Origin of the sequence: Bacillus sp. 205(2023) (genome assembly GCF_037027485.1) — a bacterium.
Classification (GTDB): Bacteria; Bacillota; Bacilli; order Bacillales; family Bacillaceae; genus Bacillus; species Bacillus halotolerans.
In genome coordinates this window covers 1182901-1200491 of the sequence record NZ_JAXCHF010000001.1, presented here as the reverse complement: position 1 = coordinate 1200491, position 17591 = coordinate 1182901, and the positions used below count along the sequence as shown (strand labels likewise).

Sequence of the window (17591 nt, the reverse complement as noted above, 5' to 3'; positions counted from 1 at the left end):
CCTCACCCGCACGAACCAAAATGTAAAGGGTGGTTATACATGGGTCTCATTGTACAAAAATTCGGAGGTACTTCCGTCGGCTCAGTCGAAAAAATTCAAAATGCAGCAAATCGCGTCATTGCGGAAAAACAGAAAGGCCATCAAGTCGTTGTTGTCGTATCAGCTATGGGGAAATCCACTGACGCATTGGTCAGCCTTGCAAAAGACATCACTGATCAGCCGAGCAAACGTGAAATGGATATGCTGCTGGCAACAGGCGAGCAGGTCACCATTTCCTTGCTTTCCATGGCGCTGCAGGAAAAAGGCTATGACGCCGTTTCCTATACAGGATGGCAGGCGGGGATCCGCACGGAGGCCGTCCATGGCAACGCCAGAATTACGGATATGAACACATCCGTGTTAGAAGGCCAGCTTCAGGAAGGAAAAGTCGTTGTTGTGGCAGGGTTTCAAGGCATGACAGACGACAGTGAAATCACGACATTGGGCAGAGGCGGTTCAGACACAACAGCAGTGGCTTTGGCTGCCGGATTAAAAGCGGATAAATGTGATATTTATACGGACGTGCCCGGCGTGTTTACAACCGATCCGCGCTATGTGAAATCAGCGAGAAAGCTTGCCGGCATCTCTTACGATGAAATGCTGGAGCTTGCCAACTTAGGCGCGGGTGTTCTTCATCCGAGAGCGGTTGAATTCGCAAAAAATTACCAAGTGCCGTTAGAAGTGCGTTCAAGTACAGAAACAGAAGCGGGAACATTAATTGAGGAGGAATCATCCATGGAGCAGAATCTTATCGTCAGAGGCATCGCGTTCGAAGATCAAATCACAAGGGTAACCATCTACGGGCTGACAAGTGGCCTGACCACTTTGTCTACTATTTTTACAACTCTTGCAAAAAGAAACATTAACGTGGATATCATTATCCAAACGCAGGCGGGAGACCATGAGACCGGAATTTCCTTCTCTGTTAAATCCGAAGACGCGGACCAGACTGTTGCCGTACTTGAAGAGTACAAAGATGCGCTGGAATTCGAAAAAATCGAGACAGAAAGCAAATTGGCCAAAGTATCCATTGTCGGATCAGGCATGGTATCAAATCCTGGTGTAGCGGCTGAAATGTTTGCTGTACTGGCGGAAAAAAACATATTAATCAAAATGGTCAGCACATCTGAAATCAAAGTTTCAACAGTAGTGAGCGAAAATGACATGGTAAAAGCGGTGGAAGCACTGCACGATGCATTCGAGCTCTCGAAACACCCTTCAGCTGTGTAATGACAACCAAAAAGGCGGGACTCATGCAGTCACCGCCTTTTTCATTACACCGGGTCTTTCATATCCCATTTGACAGTCAGAACCACTTTATCGGCTCTCTTTTTTACTTGTTCGTATGATTCGGCAATCTGATCATTCATCAATTGAATTTGCTCGGCGATGAAGCCAGCTTCCAGCTGAAAGCACGGTTCTTTCTGATATTTAAGCCGATTGGAAATAACCTGCCCTTCAAGCTCGAATTCCAGTTCCTGTTTTTTTGCGCTAACGTTTGTGAGGGTTCCCCAGCCTGCTTCTTCAAAGAAAGCCGGAAATTCCTCCCATGATTCAAGAGGAAACTTACGGGCGAGATGTTTCCCTGCCCAATACATCATGGAAGAGTAATCTTGGCCAAGCATGTCTGGGAGAACAATCTCTCGTATCAGTTCATAGGCATAGGCGTTCATTTCAATTTCTTTTAAATTGTGTATAGATGCTTCATATTTAGACTTCATATCTGTCTCCCCTCTCTCCTTCGTTTATTATAGCCCAAACAGGGGGGAGGATTACAGAATGATCCTGTATTTCTCATGAAAAATTAAGAAAGAATTATATATTGATAAAATAAAATTTTTGAATCAACTAATCAATTCGGAAAATTAGAATTTATGTACGCGTTTTCTTGACGCCCTTTTGTGGTAGGAGTAAAATGAAATTGTCAATAAATCTTAATAAAGTGCTTACAATTGAAAGAAGTGGGGGAAGAGATTTAGCACATTTCGCACTTATCAAACAGGGGGTAAAGTAATGTCTGGGAACAGAGAGTTTTATTTTCGAAGATTGCATTCCTTGCTTGGCGTCATACCGGTCGGCATCTTTTTGATTCAGCATTTAGTCGTCAACCAGTTTGCCGCAAGGGGCGCGGAAGCATTCAATAATGCTGCTCATTTTATGGATAGTCTGCCTTTCAGGTATGCTCTGGAAATCTTTATTATCTTCTTACCTTTAATTTATCATGCAGTTTATGGTGTGTACATAGCGTTTACTGCGAAAAATAACGCGGGACAATATAGCTATATGCGAAACTGGCTCTTCGTCCTGCAGCGTGTAACCGGTATCATCACTCTCATTTTTGTGAGCTGGCATGTGTGGGAAACCCGCATTGCTGCACAGATGGGCGCTGAGGTCAATTTCGACATGATGGCGAATATCCTGAGCTCGCCGGCTATGCTGGGCTTTTACATTGTAGGTGTTTTATCGACAATTTTCCACTTCTCGAACGGTTTATGGTCTTTTGCTGTCACGTGGGGCATCACTGTAACGCCACGTTCTCAAAGAATTTCGACGTACGTTACGCTGATTATCTTTGTTGCACTGTCATACGTAGGCTTAAAAGCGATTTTTGCATTTGTATAAGAGTACTAGATTACTAGAGGGAGAGGGGCTATCATGAGTCAAACAAGCATTATTGTAGTCGGCGGGGGTCTTGCCGGCCTCATGGCGACAATCAAAGCAGCGGAATCAGGAATGGCGGTTAAGCTGTTTTCCATCGTTCCTGTGAAACGTTCTCATTCAGTTTGTGCCCAAGGCGGCATCAACGGAGCAGTCAACACAAAAGGGGAAGGCGACTCTCCGTGGGAACATTTTGACGATACTGTGTACGGGGGAGACTTTCTTGCCAATCAGCCGCCGGTTAAGGCGATGTGTGAAGCGGCGCCATCAATCATCCACTTATTAGACCGGATGGGCGTCATGTTTAACCGGACGCCTGAGGGGCTGCTTGATTTCCGCCGATTTGGGGGTACACAGCACCACAGAACAGCTTATGCAGGTGCGACGACTGGCCAGCAGCTGCTTTACGCTTTGGACGAGCAAGTGCGCAGATACGAGGTTGCCGGTCTGGTCACAAAATACGAAGGCTGGGAATTCCTTGGCGCTATATTAGATGATGACAGAACCTGCCGCGGAATTGTCGCGCAAAACCTGACAAACATGCAAATTGAATCCTTCCGTTCTGACGCTGTCATTATGGCGACAGGCGGACCGGGAATCATTTTCGGTAAATCCACAAACTCCATGATTAATACAGGGTCTGCTGCATCGATCGTTTATCAGCAGGGAGCGTATTATGCAAATGGAGAATTCATTCAAATCCACCCGACAGCTATACCGGGGGATGATAAATTAAGGCTGATGAGTGAATCGGCGCGCGGTGAAGGCGGACGTGTGTGGACATACAAAGACGGTAAGCCGTGGTATTTCCTCGAGGAAAAATATCCTGCATATGGAAACTTGGTGCCGCGTGATATTGCGACACGCGAAATATTTGATGTGTGTGTGAATCAGAAACTCGGCATCAATGGCGAGAACATGGTGTATCTCGATCTGTCTCATAAAGATCCAAAAGAGCTTGATATTAAGCTCGGCGGCATCATTGAGATTTATGAGAAATTCATGGGAGACGACCCGCGCAAACTCCCGATGAAAATCTTCCCTGCGGTTCATTATTCAATGGGCGGCTTATGGGTAGATTACGATCAAATGACAAATATCCCGGGACTGTTTGCCGCTGGGGAATGTGATTACTCCATGCACGGAGGCAACCGCTTGGGAGCAAACTCCCTGCTCTCCGCGATTTACGGAGGAATGGTAGCCGGACCGAATGCTGTGAAATATGTAAACGGCTTAGAATCTTCCGCAGAGGATATGTCTTCATCGATATTCGATGCCCACGTGAAAAAAGAAGAAGAAAAATGGGCTGAGATTATGAATATGGACGGAAACGAAAATGCGTACGTCCTCCATAGAGAGCTCGGGGAATGGATGACGGCGAATGTGACGGTTGTCCGCCATAACGACAAGCTGTTGAAAACAGATGACAAAATTCAGGAGTTAATGGAGCGGTATCAAAAGATTAACATCAATGACACGACAAAATGGAGCAACCAGGGAGCTATGTTTACACGCCAGCTTTCAAACATGCTTCAGCTTGCCAGGGTGATTACACTGGGTGCTTACAACCGTAATGAAAGCAGGGGCGCCCATTATAAACCGGATTTCCCTGAGCGTAATGATGATGAATGGCTCAAAACAACAATGGCTAAACATGTAAGCCTGTATGAAGCGCCTGAGTTTGAGTATCAGGATGTCGATGTATCACTGATAACGCCTCGGAAACGGGATTACTCGAAGAAGAAGGTGGCGAAATAATCATGAGTGAGAAAAAGACCATACGATTTATTATCACACGTCAAGATACACCCGACAGCACGCCTTACGATGAAGAATTTGAAATACCATACCGCCCGAACCTGAACGTCATTTCCGCTTTAATGGAAATCCGCCGGAATCCGGTTAACGTGAAAGGTGAAAAGACAACTCCTGTCACATGGGATATGAACTGTCTTGAAGAAGTGTGCGGCGCATGTTCAATGGTTATAAACGGAAAGCCCCGCCAGTCTTGTACGGCGCTTGTTGACCAGCTTGAACAGCCGATCCGCTTAAAACCGATGAAAACATTCCCGGTCGTGCGTGATCTGCAGGTTGACCGCAGCAGAATGTTTAATTCTCTGAAAAAAGTAAAAGCGTGGATACCGATCGACGGCACGTACGATTTAGGACCGGGACCGAGAATGCCGGAAAAACGCCGCCAGTGGGCATATGAATTATCAAAATGCATGACGTGCGGTGTCTGCCTGGAAGCCTGCCCGAATGTAAACAGCAAATCGAAATTCATGGGGCCTGCTCCGATGTCTCAGGTCCGTCTGTTTAACGCCCATCCGACAGGAGCCATGAACAAATCCGACCGGCTGGAAGCGCTGATGGATGAAGGAGGCCTTGCAGATTGCGGCAACTCGCAAAACTGCGTTCAATCCTGCCCGAAAGGCATTCCGCTTACCACTTCTATCGCTGCCTTAAACAGGGATACAAACTTACAAGCATTCCGCAATTTCTTCGGAAGCGACAGAGTATAAGATGAAAAAACCTCTTCCGCATGGGAGAGGTTTTTTTAAACAATAAGGAGATGAGTGAAATGAAGCTTCCTGCTTACATTGACGTGCCGTTTCAAAAATGGAAAGAATCCTTTTCTTTTTTTAATGAAGTATCTGTACGATTTTCTGAGACTGATATGTTTGGGCATATGAATAATGTAATCCCTTTCATCTATTTTGAAGAAGCGAGGATATCTTATTTTAAAAATCTGAATATGATGAAACAACATAAGCAAACCATGACAGTCGTCGCCAGTCAGCAATGTGATTATCTGCGCCAAGTTATGCCTTATGAAGACTTGCGTATTTATGTAAAAACAAGCGCTGTCGGCAGTTCATCCCTCACCTTGCATTACCTCGGAGAAAACAGCGTAGGGGAGCCTTGCTTCACCGGAGCTGTTGTCATGGTTCAAGTGTCGAAGGAAAGCGGAAAGGCTGTCAGCTGGACGAATGAGGAGAAAGAAAAGCTTCTCCATACACCATAAACTAATTCTTCTGTAAACGTCACCTCCTGCGCCCTCCTGACATATGATATCTTGACTATATCAAAACCCATTCGTTTCAGATTCGCTCTCACCTTAGCAAGGAGGGTTACAATACTTGAAGGAGAAAGAATTTCAATCGAAGCCGCTGCTAACGAAAAGAGAAAGAGAAGTGTTCGAATTGCTCGTTCAAGATAAGACAACAAAGGAGATTGCAAGCGAGCTATTTATCAGTGAGAAAACCGTTCGAAACCATATTTCAAATGCCATGCAGAAATTAGGTGTGAAAGGGCGTTCGCAAGCCGTTGTTGAGCTTCTTAGAATGGGTGAGCTAGAGCTTTAATCCTTGCCGGTATTCCTTCTTTTCAGGAGGGAGCCGGTTATTGCTGTTTGTTTGAAAAGTTCCGGATTCCTATATTAAACCAGGATGATACGATATAAAACGAGATTTTCAATTTGCTTTCATTTGCCTAATGTCCCTCTATTTCTCGTCCCGCGAGTCTTGCATTTTCTTTAAAAAAGAAGGAAAATAGACACGGAACGCTTTTGTGCGTAAGAGATCCTTGAGTGAGGGATGGACAAATGACATCAAAACCTTTGGAGCATGTTGCGGACATTGAAAAGTCGCTCCGCCACATCGCCGCGATCATTAAACAAAAAGGAAGAGAAATCCTAAACCAATACGCGATCACGCCGCCGCAATTTGTCGGTCTGCAATGGCTTTATGAATTAGGAGACATGACAATCGGCGAACTATCGGGGAAAATGTATCTGGCATGCAGCACGACGACGGATCTCATCGACCGTATGCAAAAAAATGAGCTTGTCGAGCGGGTAAAGGACCCGGCGGACAGACGTGTCGTCAGGATACACCTTCTGCCTGAAGGGGAACGCATTATCCAAGAGGTCATTACAAAAAGACAGGAATACCTGCGTGATATGTTCGAAACGTTTACAGATGAAGAAATAGCCATCTTCGAAAAATCATTGATGAAACTGCAGCATGAAATGAAGAGAAAATGAGGCGATTTTGTTGGAACAACCAATAGGAGTCATTGATTCCGGGGTTGGCGGGTTAACCGTTGCAAAGGAAATCATGAGACAGCTACCAAAAGAAAATATAATCTACGTTGGGGATACAAAACGGTGTCCGTACGGGCCGCGTCCTGAAGAAGAAGTGCTTCAATACACGCGGGAGCTGACACATTATCTGTTGAAAAACCACCACATTAAGATGCTGGTGATCGCCTGCAACACCGCGACAGCAATTGCACTGGAAGACATCCAGCGCGACGTTGAGATTCCGGTGGTCGGGGTGATCCAGCCTGGTGCTCGGGCCGCGATAAAAGTGACGGAAAATCAGCATATCGGTGTAATCGGCACAGAAAACACCATTAAGAGCAATGCTTATGAAGAAGCCCTTCTGGCATTAAATGCCGAACTGAAGGTCGAAAATCTTGCCTGTCCGCTGCTTGTGCCGTTTGTGGAAAGCGGAAAGTTTCTTGACAAAACAGCAGACGAGATTGTCAAAACATCATTATCTCCGTTAAAAGATACATCGATTGACTCGCTGATTTTAGGCTGCACCCATTATCCTATTTTAAAAGACGCGATTCAAAGATATATGGGAGAGCATGTGAATATTATTTCGTCAGGTGATGAAACAGCCCGGGAAGTGAGTACGATTCTATCGTATAAAGGACTGCTGAATCAATCTCCGTTTACCCCAGATCATCAATTCCTTACTACAGGAGAACGGGATCAGTTTGCGAAAATAGCAGATGACTGGTTTGGCCATGAAGTAGGTCACGTAGAATGCATCTCTTTGCGAGAACCAATTAGAAGATAGTTTTGCCCCGCAACGGCATGTTGCGGGTTTTTTCTGTTTTTAATGGAATTCATCGGTCTATTTCCCGCAGAGGCTCGTATACATAGTAGTACAAACAGCCTTAGGAGGGAAAAGTATGCTGAAAAAAGGACCTGCAGTCATTGGTGCCACTTGTCTCACCTCTGCCTTGCTTTTATCCGGGTGCGGTTTATTTCAATCCGATAAGACAGCTGAGGAAATCGATCCGCCTCAAGACGTTACATACGTAAATGATGAAGCGGGGACCGATTCAAATACAACAGCAGCCGAAAAAACAAAAAACGAAAAAAGTGATACCGAAAAAGCGAATCAGGACTCTTCTACAGTGATGAGGGAGCTTTATCTCATTGATAAAAACGGTTATGTCGTTGCGCAAACGATGCCTCTTCCGAAAAGTGAAGGAACGGCTAAGCAGGCGCTTGAATACCTTGTGCAGGGCGGGCCTGTGTCAGAGATTCTGCCGAATGGCTTCAGAGCCGTTTTGCCGGCTGACACAACTGTTAACGTAGACATCAAAAAAGATGGCACTGCTATAGCGGACTTCTCAAAGGAATTTAAAAACTATAAGAAGGAAGATGAACAGAAAATCGTTCAATCGGTGACGTGGACGCTGACTCAATTCAGTTCAATAGACAAAGTGAAGCTGAGAATCAACGGGCACGAACTTAAGGAGATGCCTGTAGGCGGCACGCCGATCTCGGACGATTTAAGCCGTAAGGACGGGATTAATTTGGAAACAGCAGGCGTCAATGATCTCACTGCTACACATCCGCTGACAGTCTACTATTTGGCGGAAACCGATGACAGTGAGTATTACGTGCCGGTAACGAAACGAATTGACAATTCTAAAACAGACGACATTACAGCCGCTATTAATGAACTGGCTGAGGGCCCGAGCAAGGCGAGCGGCCTGTTAACGGATTTCAGCGAAGATGTGAAATTGGTCAGTAAGCCGAAAATCAAAGATGGACGTGTAACGCTAGATTTTAATCAATCCATTTTCGGAAGCGCAGATGAAAAGACGAAAATGATTTCCTCAGAAGTGCTCAACAGCATTGTGCTGACTTTAACAGAACAGCCGGATGTAAAAAGCGTATCCGTTAAAGTGAACGGAAAAGCCGAGCTTGTGAACGAAAAAGGCGAAAAACTTTCAGAAGCGGTATCCAGACCGTCTCAAGTGAATACGGGTAGTTTTTAAATTGGGATTTTTGATATACTAGAAAGAAAGAGGTTAGCGTTCCGGCTGCCTCTTTCTTTATTCAATTCCGGGACAAAAATGGTTTATGTACATACAATCGGAGGTAAAACATGAGACATGACGGAAGACAACATGATGAGCTGCGTCCAATCACGTTTGATTTGGACTTTATCAGCCATCCGGAAGGGTCTGTTCTAATAACAGCGGGGAATACAAAAGTAATCTGCAACGCATCTGTAGAGGATCGCGTACCGCCGTTTTTGCGGGGCGGAGGCAAAGGCTGGATTACAGCTGAATACAGCATGCTGCCGCGGGCTACAAATCAAAGAACGATCAGAGAATCTTCCAAAGGAAAAATTTCCGGCAGAACGATGGAAATTCAGCGTTTGATCGGCCGCGCGCTTCGGGCAGTCGTTGATTTAGAGAAACTGGGCGAACGTACGATTTGGATTGACTGTGACGTCATTCAGGCGGACGGAGGAACGAGAACGGCTTCCATTACCGGAGCGTTTCTTGCCATGGCGATTGCGGTTGGCAAGCTTCTCAAAGCAGGAACGATTAAAACAAACCCGCTCACTGATTACCTGGCAGCGATCTCTGTCGGAATTGATAAAGAGCAGGGAATTTTGTTAGATTTAAATTATGAAGAAGATTCTGCTGCTGAAGTTGATATGAATGTCATCATGACAGGCAGCGGCCGCTTTGTGGAGCTTCAGGGAACAGGGGAAGAGGCAACCTTTTCACGTGAGGATCTGAATGGGCTTCTCGGTCTTGCAGAAAAAGGCATTCAGGAACTGATTGACAAGCAAAAAGAAGTGCTGGGCGATTCACTTCCAGAACTGAAATAATGACAGAAAGGCTTGATCATCATGAAAGAAGCAATTATTGCAACTCACAATCCGGGAAAAGTGAAGGAATTTAAAGAAATCCTTGAGCCGAAAGGGTACGAGGTAAAATCATTAGCTGAAATCGGGTTTACAGATGAAATTGAAGAGACAGGCCATACGTTTGAAGAAAATGCGATTCTAAAAGCGGAAGCGGTGGCGAAAGCAGTGAACAAAATGGTCATTGCAGACGACTCTGGCTTGTCCGTTGATAATTTAGGAGGCCGTCCCGGCGTCTATTCAGCACGCTATGCAGGGGAACAGAAAGATGACCAGGCGAATATCGATAAAGTGCTGAGCGAGCTGAGAGGCATCGAAAAAGAACAGCGTACGGCACGTTTTCGCTGCGCGCTTGCCGTAAGTATTCCGGGAGAGGAAACAAAAACAGTCGAAGGTCATGTTGAAGGGTATATTGCCGAAGAGCCGAGAGGAGAATACGGATTTGGCTATGACCCGATCTTTATCGTCAAAGATAAAGATAAAACTATGGCCGAGCTGACAAGTGATGAAAAAAATAAAATCAGCCACAGGGCTGACGCGCTTAAAAAGCTGTCGAAGCTGTTGGAGGCATAAGGGGGAGCTTATATATGAACGTGCTGATTATCAGTGACAGCCATGGGCTTGAAGAGGAGCTTCAAACCATAGCGAAACGTCATGAAGCGGATGTTGATCTCATGATTCATTGCGGAGACTCTGAGCTTGAAACCGGCCATCCGGCGTTAGAGCCTTATTCCGTTGTAAAAGGCAATTGTGATTTTATCGGCGATTTTAAGGACGAGCTCCTGCTGACGGCCGGTTCCAAAAAAATATTGGTTACGCACGGACACCTTCATGGTATTAAACAGACCTTATTAAACGTATACTATCGTGCAGAGGAGCTCGGAGCGGATATCATTTGCTTCGGGCATTCACACATCGCAGGAAGCGAAATGCTGCGCGGAAAACTGCTGATTAATCCCGGCAGCATCCGCCTTCCAAGAGTGCGCAGCACAGAAAGCTATGCTATACTGTCTTTAGAAAATGATACAGCAACAGTGCGTTTTTATAACCAAGCAGGCGATGAAATCATTGATTTGCAACACCGGGTAACCCTATGAAATATCACATGAGGAAGAAAATTTTCTTCCTCATGAAAAAAATTCTAAAAAACCGTTGACTTATCATTGCATCCCATATATAATAAATCTTGTCGCTGATAGTTAAAGCGAAAACAAAAAAACAAAACGTGTCCCAGTAGCTCAGCTGGATAGAGCAACGGCCTTCTAAGCCGTCGGTCGGGAGTTCGAATCTCTCCTGGGACGTACCAAGAAAAAACCTCAAATCCTTAAAGGATTTGAGGTTTTTGTTTATGATGATTTTTATTTGTTATTTAACGTATCATCATCCAGGTCGCGGACATTTCCTTCTTTATTCAGACGCGGTTCTTCTTTTTTCACAGTTTCGGAAATATGTTTGTTTTCTTCGACAGTCCGTTTTCCGACAACCACTTCATCCGTAACAACGGGTTTTTTTGTCACTTCAAGCTTTTCCTCAACGATAGGAACCCTGACCGTTTCTGAGTCATTTACGGGAGAAGCGTCTGCCGTGTTTTCATCCACCGGACGGCGTTCAACGTAAATTTCATCATGTCTTACCGGAATGTCCATATCTCTTTGTTCTGTTTTGACTTCTTTTCCGATTTCCACTTCTCCGGTTTGGATATCTTCTTTATCCACGTTCAGCTGTTCTTCTCGAAGCGGCATGGTTTTTTCTTCTTTTGTTGTATAATCTACTGTCTCATTTGTATTGGCAAAGCCGCCTGAAAGGGCATTGCCGTTATCAATAGTCGCATCTAAGTCTGCGTCTGTATCGACGGCTACGAGAAGCTTTCCGTCATCCAGATCCTCTTGGTACTTGTCTATTTCATCATTTGAGATATCCAGGTCTGATAATGCTTTGCTGTGCGCGCCAGTATCATCCATTGTGAAATAATCTTTCAGTTTATCGAAAAAGGATTCAGAATCGCTATCATTTGCTTCAAGGGCTTGATTTACTTCTGTCCCTGTACGGGATTCGAGATAATCGGTATCCCGGCGATTTGTGACAACAGAAATATCGTCAGAATCATACCCCTTTGTTAGTAAGCCTTCAATTACTGCAATGGTCTCTTGCGGAGTTTCGTATACACCAACTACACTTTTTTTCATATTAATCTCCTCCTCTGTAAAAATAAAATTTTATCGTTCTTGTCGTCTTTAATTCCCGTTACGTTTTAAAATAAACAAAATCGAAAACACTCACGGTTTTCGGCAATTGCATAAAGATTAATTTATATTATTTCTTTTTAAAAGAATAAGCTTTTTATTATATGAATTTCCTGAAAAATAAATATTTGGATACGGATATGGAAAAATTTATAGTCATGCCGATATTTGTTATGTGGAAAAACAAATAAAGGAGTGTTATCTTTTGAAAAAATGGTTCATTGTTTTTTTCTTATTCGTGATTACACTGTTTCAATCGCTCCAAACAGTTAGTGCGGAAACAGTTGAATGGAAAGAAAGAGCAGATTTGCCTGAGCCGCGTGTCGGCGCAAGCAGCGGTGTAGTAGATGGAAAGATATATGTGATAGGTGGCGGAACGGAAAAACCAGGTACTTATGGGAACCAAACGTTTGTCTACGATCCTAAAACAAATGAATGGACAAGAAAAGCCGACATGCCCACAGAGAGGGGAGGAGCTGCAACTGTTACAGTGGATGGGAAAATTTATGTCTTGGGCGGAATGTCAAACGATGGAGCTGTCAAGACAGTAGATGTATATGATCCAAAAAAAGATACGTGGGAAAAATTGGGTGACTTACCCTTTGAAAAAATGGTTCCAGCCTATAAGATTTATGCAGAAGCTATTGGAAAGAAAATTTATGTTGTAGGTTCTGCAAGTAACTCGTATGCAACGACTTACAGTTATGATCTAGAAACGAAGAAATGGGAGAAAAAACAAAAATTAAATTATGAAGTAACCGGAGCAGTAACCGGAGCTTCTACAGCAGTAATTGATAATAAACTATATATTCTTGGCGGAACGCATTATATTCCCCAAATCGTTTATGTTTATGATCCAGAAAAAGACACATGGGCAGAAAATGGTAAAGGATTCACAGCAGGATATTATTCTGCGCTTGCTTATAAAGGAAAAATTCTGATGACTGGAGGTGTAAACCGAATAAAGGTGTACGATCCCAAAAGTCAATCAGTTACAGCTGTGACAAACCCTAAAGTCCCCTACAGAATGGCTCATTCTTCTGCCATTATTGATGATACTCTTTATGTAATTGGTGGAAGAGAGGAAACATCCAGTTTTACTGGAAGTGCATCCTCTAAATTTAAATCAGTTATGTCAATTTCATTAAAGGATTTAAACATACCAACCGATGGGGCTGAGAATCCGGGAGATAAGGATAAAGGATCAACAACAACACCTTCTGAGGATAATTCAGCAGAAGACGGAGACGCCCTCCTTGTTATTACAATGGTAAACGGTTTGCAAAAAGAATATCAGCTGTCCATGAAAGAAGTGAACGGTTTCCTCAAATGGTATAAGCAGCGTGATGCTGGAGAGGGACCGGGCTTTTATGAAATTGATGAGCATGACAACAACAAAGGGCCTTTTGAAAGTAAAAAGGATTATGTTGTGTTTAAAAATATTTTGATGTATGAAGTGAATAAATATAAATAATAATTTAACCATCCAGTACAATGCTGGATGGTTTTTTTGTGTGATAAGCAATCGAGAAAGTTGTCTGCAGAAGGAAAAACGTAGCAGAGTGCTAATGTAAGATGCTGCCTAGATAGCAGAAGATGAATTGTAACCACAATATAAAAAGATAGATAAGACAGAAACATAGTCCCGCACTTATCTATCCTTTATATTTCACAATTCCTTTGTCATAAACACGCTGTTCGGATCTTCCATATAGTCTGCAAACGGCTGGCAATACCGGAAACCGAAGCTTTCATAAAGTTTTCTTGCCGGCTCGAAAGAAGTCATTGACCCCGTTTCCAAACTCAATCGCTGATAGCCGCGCCGCTTGGCTTCTACTATAATGTGCTGAAGAACCTTGCTGGCAACGCCCTTTCTTAAATGGGAAGAAGAGGTTCGCATCGACTTAATTTCTCCATGCCGGCTGTCCAGTTCCTTAAGTGCTCCGCAGCCGGCTAATTCATTGCCGTCCCAAGCGCTCCAAAATGTAATCTCAGGTTCTTTCAGCCTTTCTATGTCCAGGGCATGAATACTTTCAGCCGGAGACATGAGAGTCATGCTATGTAAATGCTCACTCACTAATTCGATCACTTGATGTCCGGTCAAATCATCTACTTTAATATGCAAAATGAATTCCTCCTCAAAAACCGTAACTCTGAACATACTTATCCTTTATCTTAAAATATATCCTTTTTGCTTCCAAATAGTAAGATAGGAAACCTTACAGTCTATTAACTTTATTAAAGATGAATAAATTAACAAGTGCCGAACATAGATGTTCGGCACCTCATGATATTTTAATATCGAAATCCTCCATGTACTCCAGATGCTCCGCTGAATCCTCCGGCGTGCGTTGCGGGAATACTGAAACCGCCGCCATGGCCGCTATAGCCGGCACCTGAAAATTGCTGTCCGTAAAATCCTGAAGCATATGGAAATGAGGAGTACATAGCAGAGGGGGTGCTTAGCGGGCTGTATGCCTGGCTGTACGGCTGTCCGTATCCAAAGCCTCCAAATGGCTGATGGCCTTGCTGAAAGCTGGGAGCTGCCGGATAAAATGGCTGGGGAAAGCTTGGAAAACCCCCGGGAAATCCTTGGATGTCTGCAAATGATTTATTCATCTCGTATCACCTTTTCTTTGCAAGATAACACCAGTGTATGACGAAAAATAATGAAAGAGCCTATCCGAACTGAAATTGTTTTTTGCCAGAAGATCTTCCATATATACGTCTCATCGAAACAAAAACACGTCATATTATGTGACATGTTTATATGAAATTGAAAAATTCGAGTGTAAACTTGATAGATTAATAAAAAAATTACAAAAACTTTTATCTTTTGAAATGCCTTATATACCAATAATGAAAGCGTATACAGTATAGTTTGATTAATCTAAATTGTCTAATAATTTTAAAAAATGCTGTTGACACTGCGTCCAAAGCGGCGTAATATGAGTTCAACAAAAGATAAACACAAGTTTCACAAGCACAAATGATTGCAATAGGATTCTAAAAAAATGAAAAACAAACGATCTTCTTGGACGGCAGAAAAACTGTTCAAGAGACTGAATATGAAAAGCGCAGATGAGGATAAGTAGCCTTGAAAAAGCTTTCCACAGAGAACCGGATTAGCTGAGAACCGGCGAAGCTTTACAAGGTGAACTCGCCTCAGAGTGCCAGTCTGAAATCACAGTAGGACTTGGCCGGGTGAACGATGATGTTTACTCGTTATTAAAACGGATAGGAATATCCATGAGACGGCCGTATAAAAGGCCGTAAACAAGGGTGGTACCGCGGAAAGAAGAGCCTTTTCGCCCCTTTTGGCTATCGCATTCACTGCGCGGCTGATTGTGGGCGGAAGGGCTTTTTTTATTGAATAATCAGCTGTAAAGCTAATAAATGATGATCTTTAGAGGATGAAAATCCAAAAGGAGGAACTAAAAATGGGGACTAATGTACAGGTGGATTCAGCATCTGCCAAATGTACACAGACGATGAGCGGAGCGTTAATGCTGATTGAATCATTAAAGAAAGAAAAAGTAGAAATGATATTCGGTTATCCGGGCGGAGCTGTACTTCCAATCTACGATAAACTGTACAATTCAGGAATGGTACATATCCTTCCCCGACACGAGCAAGGCGCCATTCATGCAGCAGAAGGATACGCGAGAGTTTCTGGAAAACCAGGGGTCGTTATTGCGACATCAGGACCGGGAGCGACAAACCTTGTTACTGGACTTGCGGATGCCATGATTGATTCACTGCCTTTAGTCGTCTTTACAGGGCAGGTGGCAACCTCCGTTATCGGCAGCGACGCTTTTCAGGAAGCGGACATTTTAGGAATTACAATGCCGGTTACAAAACACAGCTATCAGGTCCGCCAGCCGGAAGATCTGCCGCGCATCATTAAAGAAGCATTCCATATTGCGACAACGGGAAGACCGGGACCTGTACTAATCGATATTCCGAAAGATGTTGCAGCAATTGAAGGGGAATTCAGCTATGATCACGAGATGAATCTCCCGGGATATCAGCCGACAACGGAGCCGAATTATTTGCAGATCCGCAAGCTTGTGGAAGCCGTAAGCAGCGCAAAGAAACCGGTTATCCTAGCGGGTGCGGGCGTATTGCACGGAAAAGCGTCAGAAGAATTAAAAAATTATGCCGAGCAGCAGCAAATTCCAGTTGTACACACGCTTTTAGGACTTGGGGGTTTCCCGGCAGACCATCCGCTTTTCTTGGGGATGGCGGGTATGCACGGCACTTATACAGCGAACATGGCCCTTCATGACTGTGATCTTTTAATCAGCATCGGCGCCCGTTTTGATGACCGCGTCACAGGAAACCTGAAGCATTTTGCAAGAAACGCAAAGATTGCCCACATTGATATTGATCCGGCTGAAATCGGAAAAATCATGAAAACGCAAATTCCGGTTGTCGGCGACAGCAAAGTTGTCCTGCAAGAGCTGATCAAACAAAACGGCAAACAAGGCGATTCAAGCGAATGGAAAAAACAGCTTGCCGAGTGGAAAGAAGAGTATCCGCTCTGGTACGTAGACAATGAAGAAGAAGGCTTTAAACCTCAGAAATTGATTGAATATATTCATCAATTTACAAAAGGCGAGGCTATTGTCGCAACGGATGTGGGCCAGCATCAAATGTGGTCAGCGCAATTCTATCCGTTCCAAAAGGCAGATAAATGGGTGACATCAGGCGGACTTGGCACGATGGGATTCGGCCTTCCGGCAGCGATCGGCGCACAGCTGGCTGATAAAGATGCAACCGTGGTGGCGGTGCTCGGAGACGGCGGTTTTCAAATGACGCTCCAAGAACTCGATGTCATTCGCGAATTGAATCTCCCGGTCAAAGTTGTGATTTTAAATAACGCTTGTCTCGGGATGGTCAGACAGTGGCAGGAAATTTTCTATGAAGAACGTTATTCAGAATCTAAATTCGCTTCTCAGCCTGACTTTGTCAAATTATCGGAAGCATACGGCATTAAAGGCATGAGAATTTCATCAGAAGCGGAAGCGAAAGAAAAGCTGGAAGAGGCATTAACATCAAAAGAACCGGTTGTCATTGACGTGCGGGTTGCCAGAGAAGAAAAAGTATTCCCGATGGTGGCTCCGGGGAAAGGGCTGCATGAAATGGTGGGGGTGAAACCTTGAAAAGAATTATCACATTGACTGTGGTGAACCGTTCCGGCGTGTTAAACCGGATCACCGGTCTATTTACAAAAAGACATTACAACATTGAAAGCATTACAGTTGGACACACAGAAACAAGCGGCGTTTCCAGAATTACCTTTGTCGTTCACGTTGAAGGAGAAAATGATGTTGAACAGCTGACAAAACAGCTTAACAAACAAATTGATGTGCTGAAAGTCACTGACATCACAAATCAATCAATTGTCCAAAGGGAGCTTGCCTTAATCAAGGTCGTTTCCGCACCGTCAACGAGGACAGAGATTCACGGAATGATAGAGCCGTTCAGAGCTTCTGTCGTTGATGTCAGCAGAGACAGCATCGTTGTACAGGTGACTGGCGAATCTAACAAAATTGAAGCGCTGATTGAATTACTAAAACCATATGGCATCAAAGAAATTGCGAGAACAGGTACAACGGCTTTTGCGAGGGGCACTCAGCAAAAGGCGTCATCCAATAAAACAATATCTATTGTATAA

19 protein-coding genes, 1 tRNA gene and 1 other annotated feature are annotated in these 17591 nt (G+C 44.0%); of the genes, 16 read left to right on the top strand and 4 right to left on the bottom strand.

From position 1 onward, the window contains the following. Positions 1 to 39 precede the first annotated feature (39 nt). Positions 40 to 1269, top strand: a complete 1230-nt coding sequence (locus WA325_RS06135; protein WP_336183323.1) for an aspartate kinase — start codon at positions 40 to 42, stop codon at positions 1267 to 1269. A gap of 44 nt (positions 1270 to 1313) precedes the next feature. Here WA325_RS06135 and WA325_RS06130 read toward each other — a convergent pair whose 3' ends face one another. Then, positions 1314 to 1760, bottom strand: coding sequence for a YslB family protein (locus WA325_RS06130; RefSeq protein ID WP_059293467.1), 447 nt, complete (start codon positions 1758 to 1760; stop codon positions 1314 to 1316). 292 nt (positions 1761 to 2052) lie between these two features. Here WA325_RS06130 and sdhC point away from each other — a divergent pair, with 292 nt between their 5' ends. From sdhC to WA325_RS06070, 12 genes are all read left to right on the top strand, one after another. Beyond that, a complete protein-coding gene (gene sdhC / locus WA325_RS06125) occupies positions 2053 to 2661 on the top strand; it encodes a succinate dehydrogenase cytochrome B558 (protein ID WP_003237652.1) in 609 nt (202 codons plus the stop codon). 33 nt (positions 2662 to 2694) lie between these two features. Further along, a complete protein-coding gene (gene sdhA, locus WA325_RS06120) occupies positions 2695 to 4455 on the top strand; it encodes a succinate dehydrogenase flavoprotein subunit (protein WP_105953462.1) in 1761 nt (586 codons plus the stop codon). 2 nt (positions 4456 to 4457) lie between these two features. Then, positions 4458 to 5219, top strand: coding sequence for a succinate dehydrogenase iron-sulfur subunit (gene sdhB, locus WA325_RS06115; protein WP_024122397.1), 762 nt, complete (start codon positions 4458 to 4460; stop codon positions 5217 to 5219). Positions 5220 to 5278: 59 nt separating this feature from the next. After that, positions 5279 to 5722 (top strand): acyl-CoA thioesterase, encoded by a 444-nt coding sequence (locus WA325_RS06110; protein ID WP_105953463.1) that lies wholly within the window; start codon positions 5279 to 5281, stop codon positions 5720 to 5722. Positions 5723 to 5837: 115 nt separating this feature from the next. After that, complete coding sequence (gene gerE / locus WA325_RS06105; RefSeq protein ID WP_003184172.1) at positions 5838 to 6062, top strand: spore germination transcription factor GerE; 225 nt, start codon at positions 5838 to 5840, stop codon at positions 6060 to 6062. Between the two features lie 239 nt (positions 6063 to 6301). Further along, positions 6302 to 6742 carry a MarR family winged helix-turn-helix transcriptional regulator gene (locus WA325_RS06100; RefSeq protein WP_003222521.1) on the top strand — a complete coding sequence of 147 codons (441 nt, stop codon included), beginning with the start codon at positions 6302 to 6304 and terminating at the stop codon, positions 6740 to 6742. A 7-nt stretch (positions 6743 to 6749) separates the two neighbouring features. Continuing rightward, a complete protein-coding gene (gene racE, locus WA325_RS06095) occupies positions 6750 to 7568 on the top strand; it encodes a glutamate racemase (RefSeq protein ID WP_105953464.1) in 819 nt (272 codons plus the stop codon). A 115-nt stretch (positions 7569 to 7683) separates the two neighbouring features. Then, positions 7684 to 8784, top strand: coding sequence for a GerMN domain-containing protein (locus tag WA325_RS06090; protein ID WP_024122394.1), 1101 nt, complete (start codon positions 7684 to 7686; stop codon positions 8782 to 8784). A gap of 110 nt (positions 8785 to 8894) precedes the next feature. Further along, positions 8895 to 9632, top strand: coding sequence for a ribonuclease PH (rph, locus tag WA325_RS06085; RefSeq protein ID WP_044154054.1), 738 nt, complete (start codon positions 8895 to 8897; stop codon positions 9630 to 9632). A gap of 12 nt (positions 9633 to 9644) precedes the next feature. Next, positions 9645 to 10241 (top strand): XTP/dITP diphosphatase, encoded by a 597-nt coding sequence (locus WA325_RS06080; RefSeq protein ID WP_101863450.1) that lies wholly within the window; start codon positions 9645 to 9647, stop codon positions 10239 to 10241. A 14-nt stretch (positions 10242 to 10255) separates the two neighbouring features. Next, complete coding sequence (locus tag WA325_RS06075) at positions 10256 to 10765, top strand: YfcE family phosphodiesterase (protein ID WP_024122391.1); 510 nt, start codon at positions 10256 to 10258, stop codon at positions 10763 to 10765. A gap of 130 nt (positions 10766 to 10895) precedes the next feature. Next, positions 10896 to 10969, top strand: a tRNA-Arg gene (locus tag WA325_RS06070). Positions 10970 to 11026: 57 nt separating this feature from the next. Here the strand turns inward: WA325_RS06070 and WA325_RS06065 are convergent. After that, entirely contained in the window at positions 11027 to 11854 is an 828-nt protein-coding gene (locus WA325_RS06065) for a YsnF/AvaK domain-containing protein (RefSeq protein WP_336183322.1), read from the bottom strand. A 262-nt stretch (positions 11855 to 12116) separates the two neighbouring features. On the opposite strand from WA325_RS06065, the gene WA325_RS06060 reads away from it, so the two are divergent. Next, entirely contained in the window at positions 12117 to 13385 is a 1269-nt protein-coding gene (locus WA325_RS06060) for a Kelch repeat-containing protein (RefSeq protein WP_105953467.1), read from the top strand. Positions 13386 to 13580: 195 nt separating this feature from the next. On the opposite strand, the gene WA325_RS06055 is transcribed toward WA325_RS06060, so the two are convergent. Beyond that, the gene (locus WA325_RS06055; protein WP_105953468.1) at positions 13581 to 14036 is read right to left on the bottom strand and encodes a GNAT family N-acetyltransferase; all 456 of its coding nucleotides are present in this window, start codon (positions 14034 to 14036) and stop codon (positions 13581 to 13583) included. Between the two features lie 170 nt (positions 14037 to 14206). Continuing rightward, on the bottom strand, positions 14207 to 14530 hold the full coding sequence (gene cotQ / locus WA325_RS06050) for an inner spore coat protein CotQ (protein ID WP_336183321.1): 324 nt from the start codon (positions 14528 to 14530) through the stop codon (positions 14207 to 14209). Positions 14531 to 14980: 450 nt separating this feature from the next. Further along, positions 14981 to 15230, top strand: a binding site (T-box leader). Between the two features lie 121 nt (positions 15231 to 15351). On the opposite strand from cotQ, the gene ilvB reads away from it, so the two are divergent. After that, positions 15352 to 17076: an acetolactate synthase large subunit gene (gene ilvB, locus WA325_RS06045; protein ID WP_105953469.1), complete on the top strand. Its 1725-nt coding sequence runs from the start codon at positions 15352 to 15354 to the stop codon at positions 17074 to 17076. Continuing rightward, complete coding sequence (ilvN, locus tag WA325_RS06040) at positions 17073 to 17591, top strand: acetolactate synthase small subunit (RefSeq protein WP_105953470.1); 519 nt, start codon at positions 17073 to 17075, stop codon at positions 17589 to 17591. Before ilvB ends, ilvN begins: the two co-directional genes overlap by 4 nt.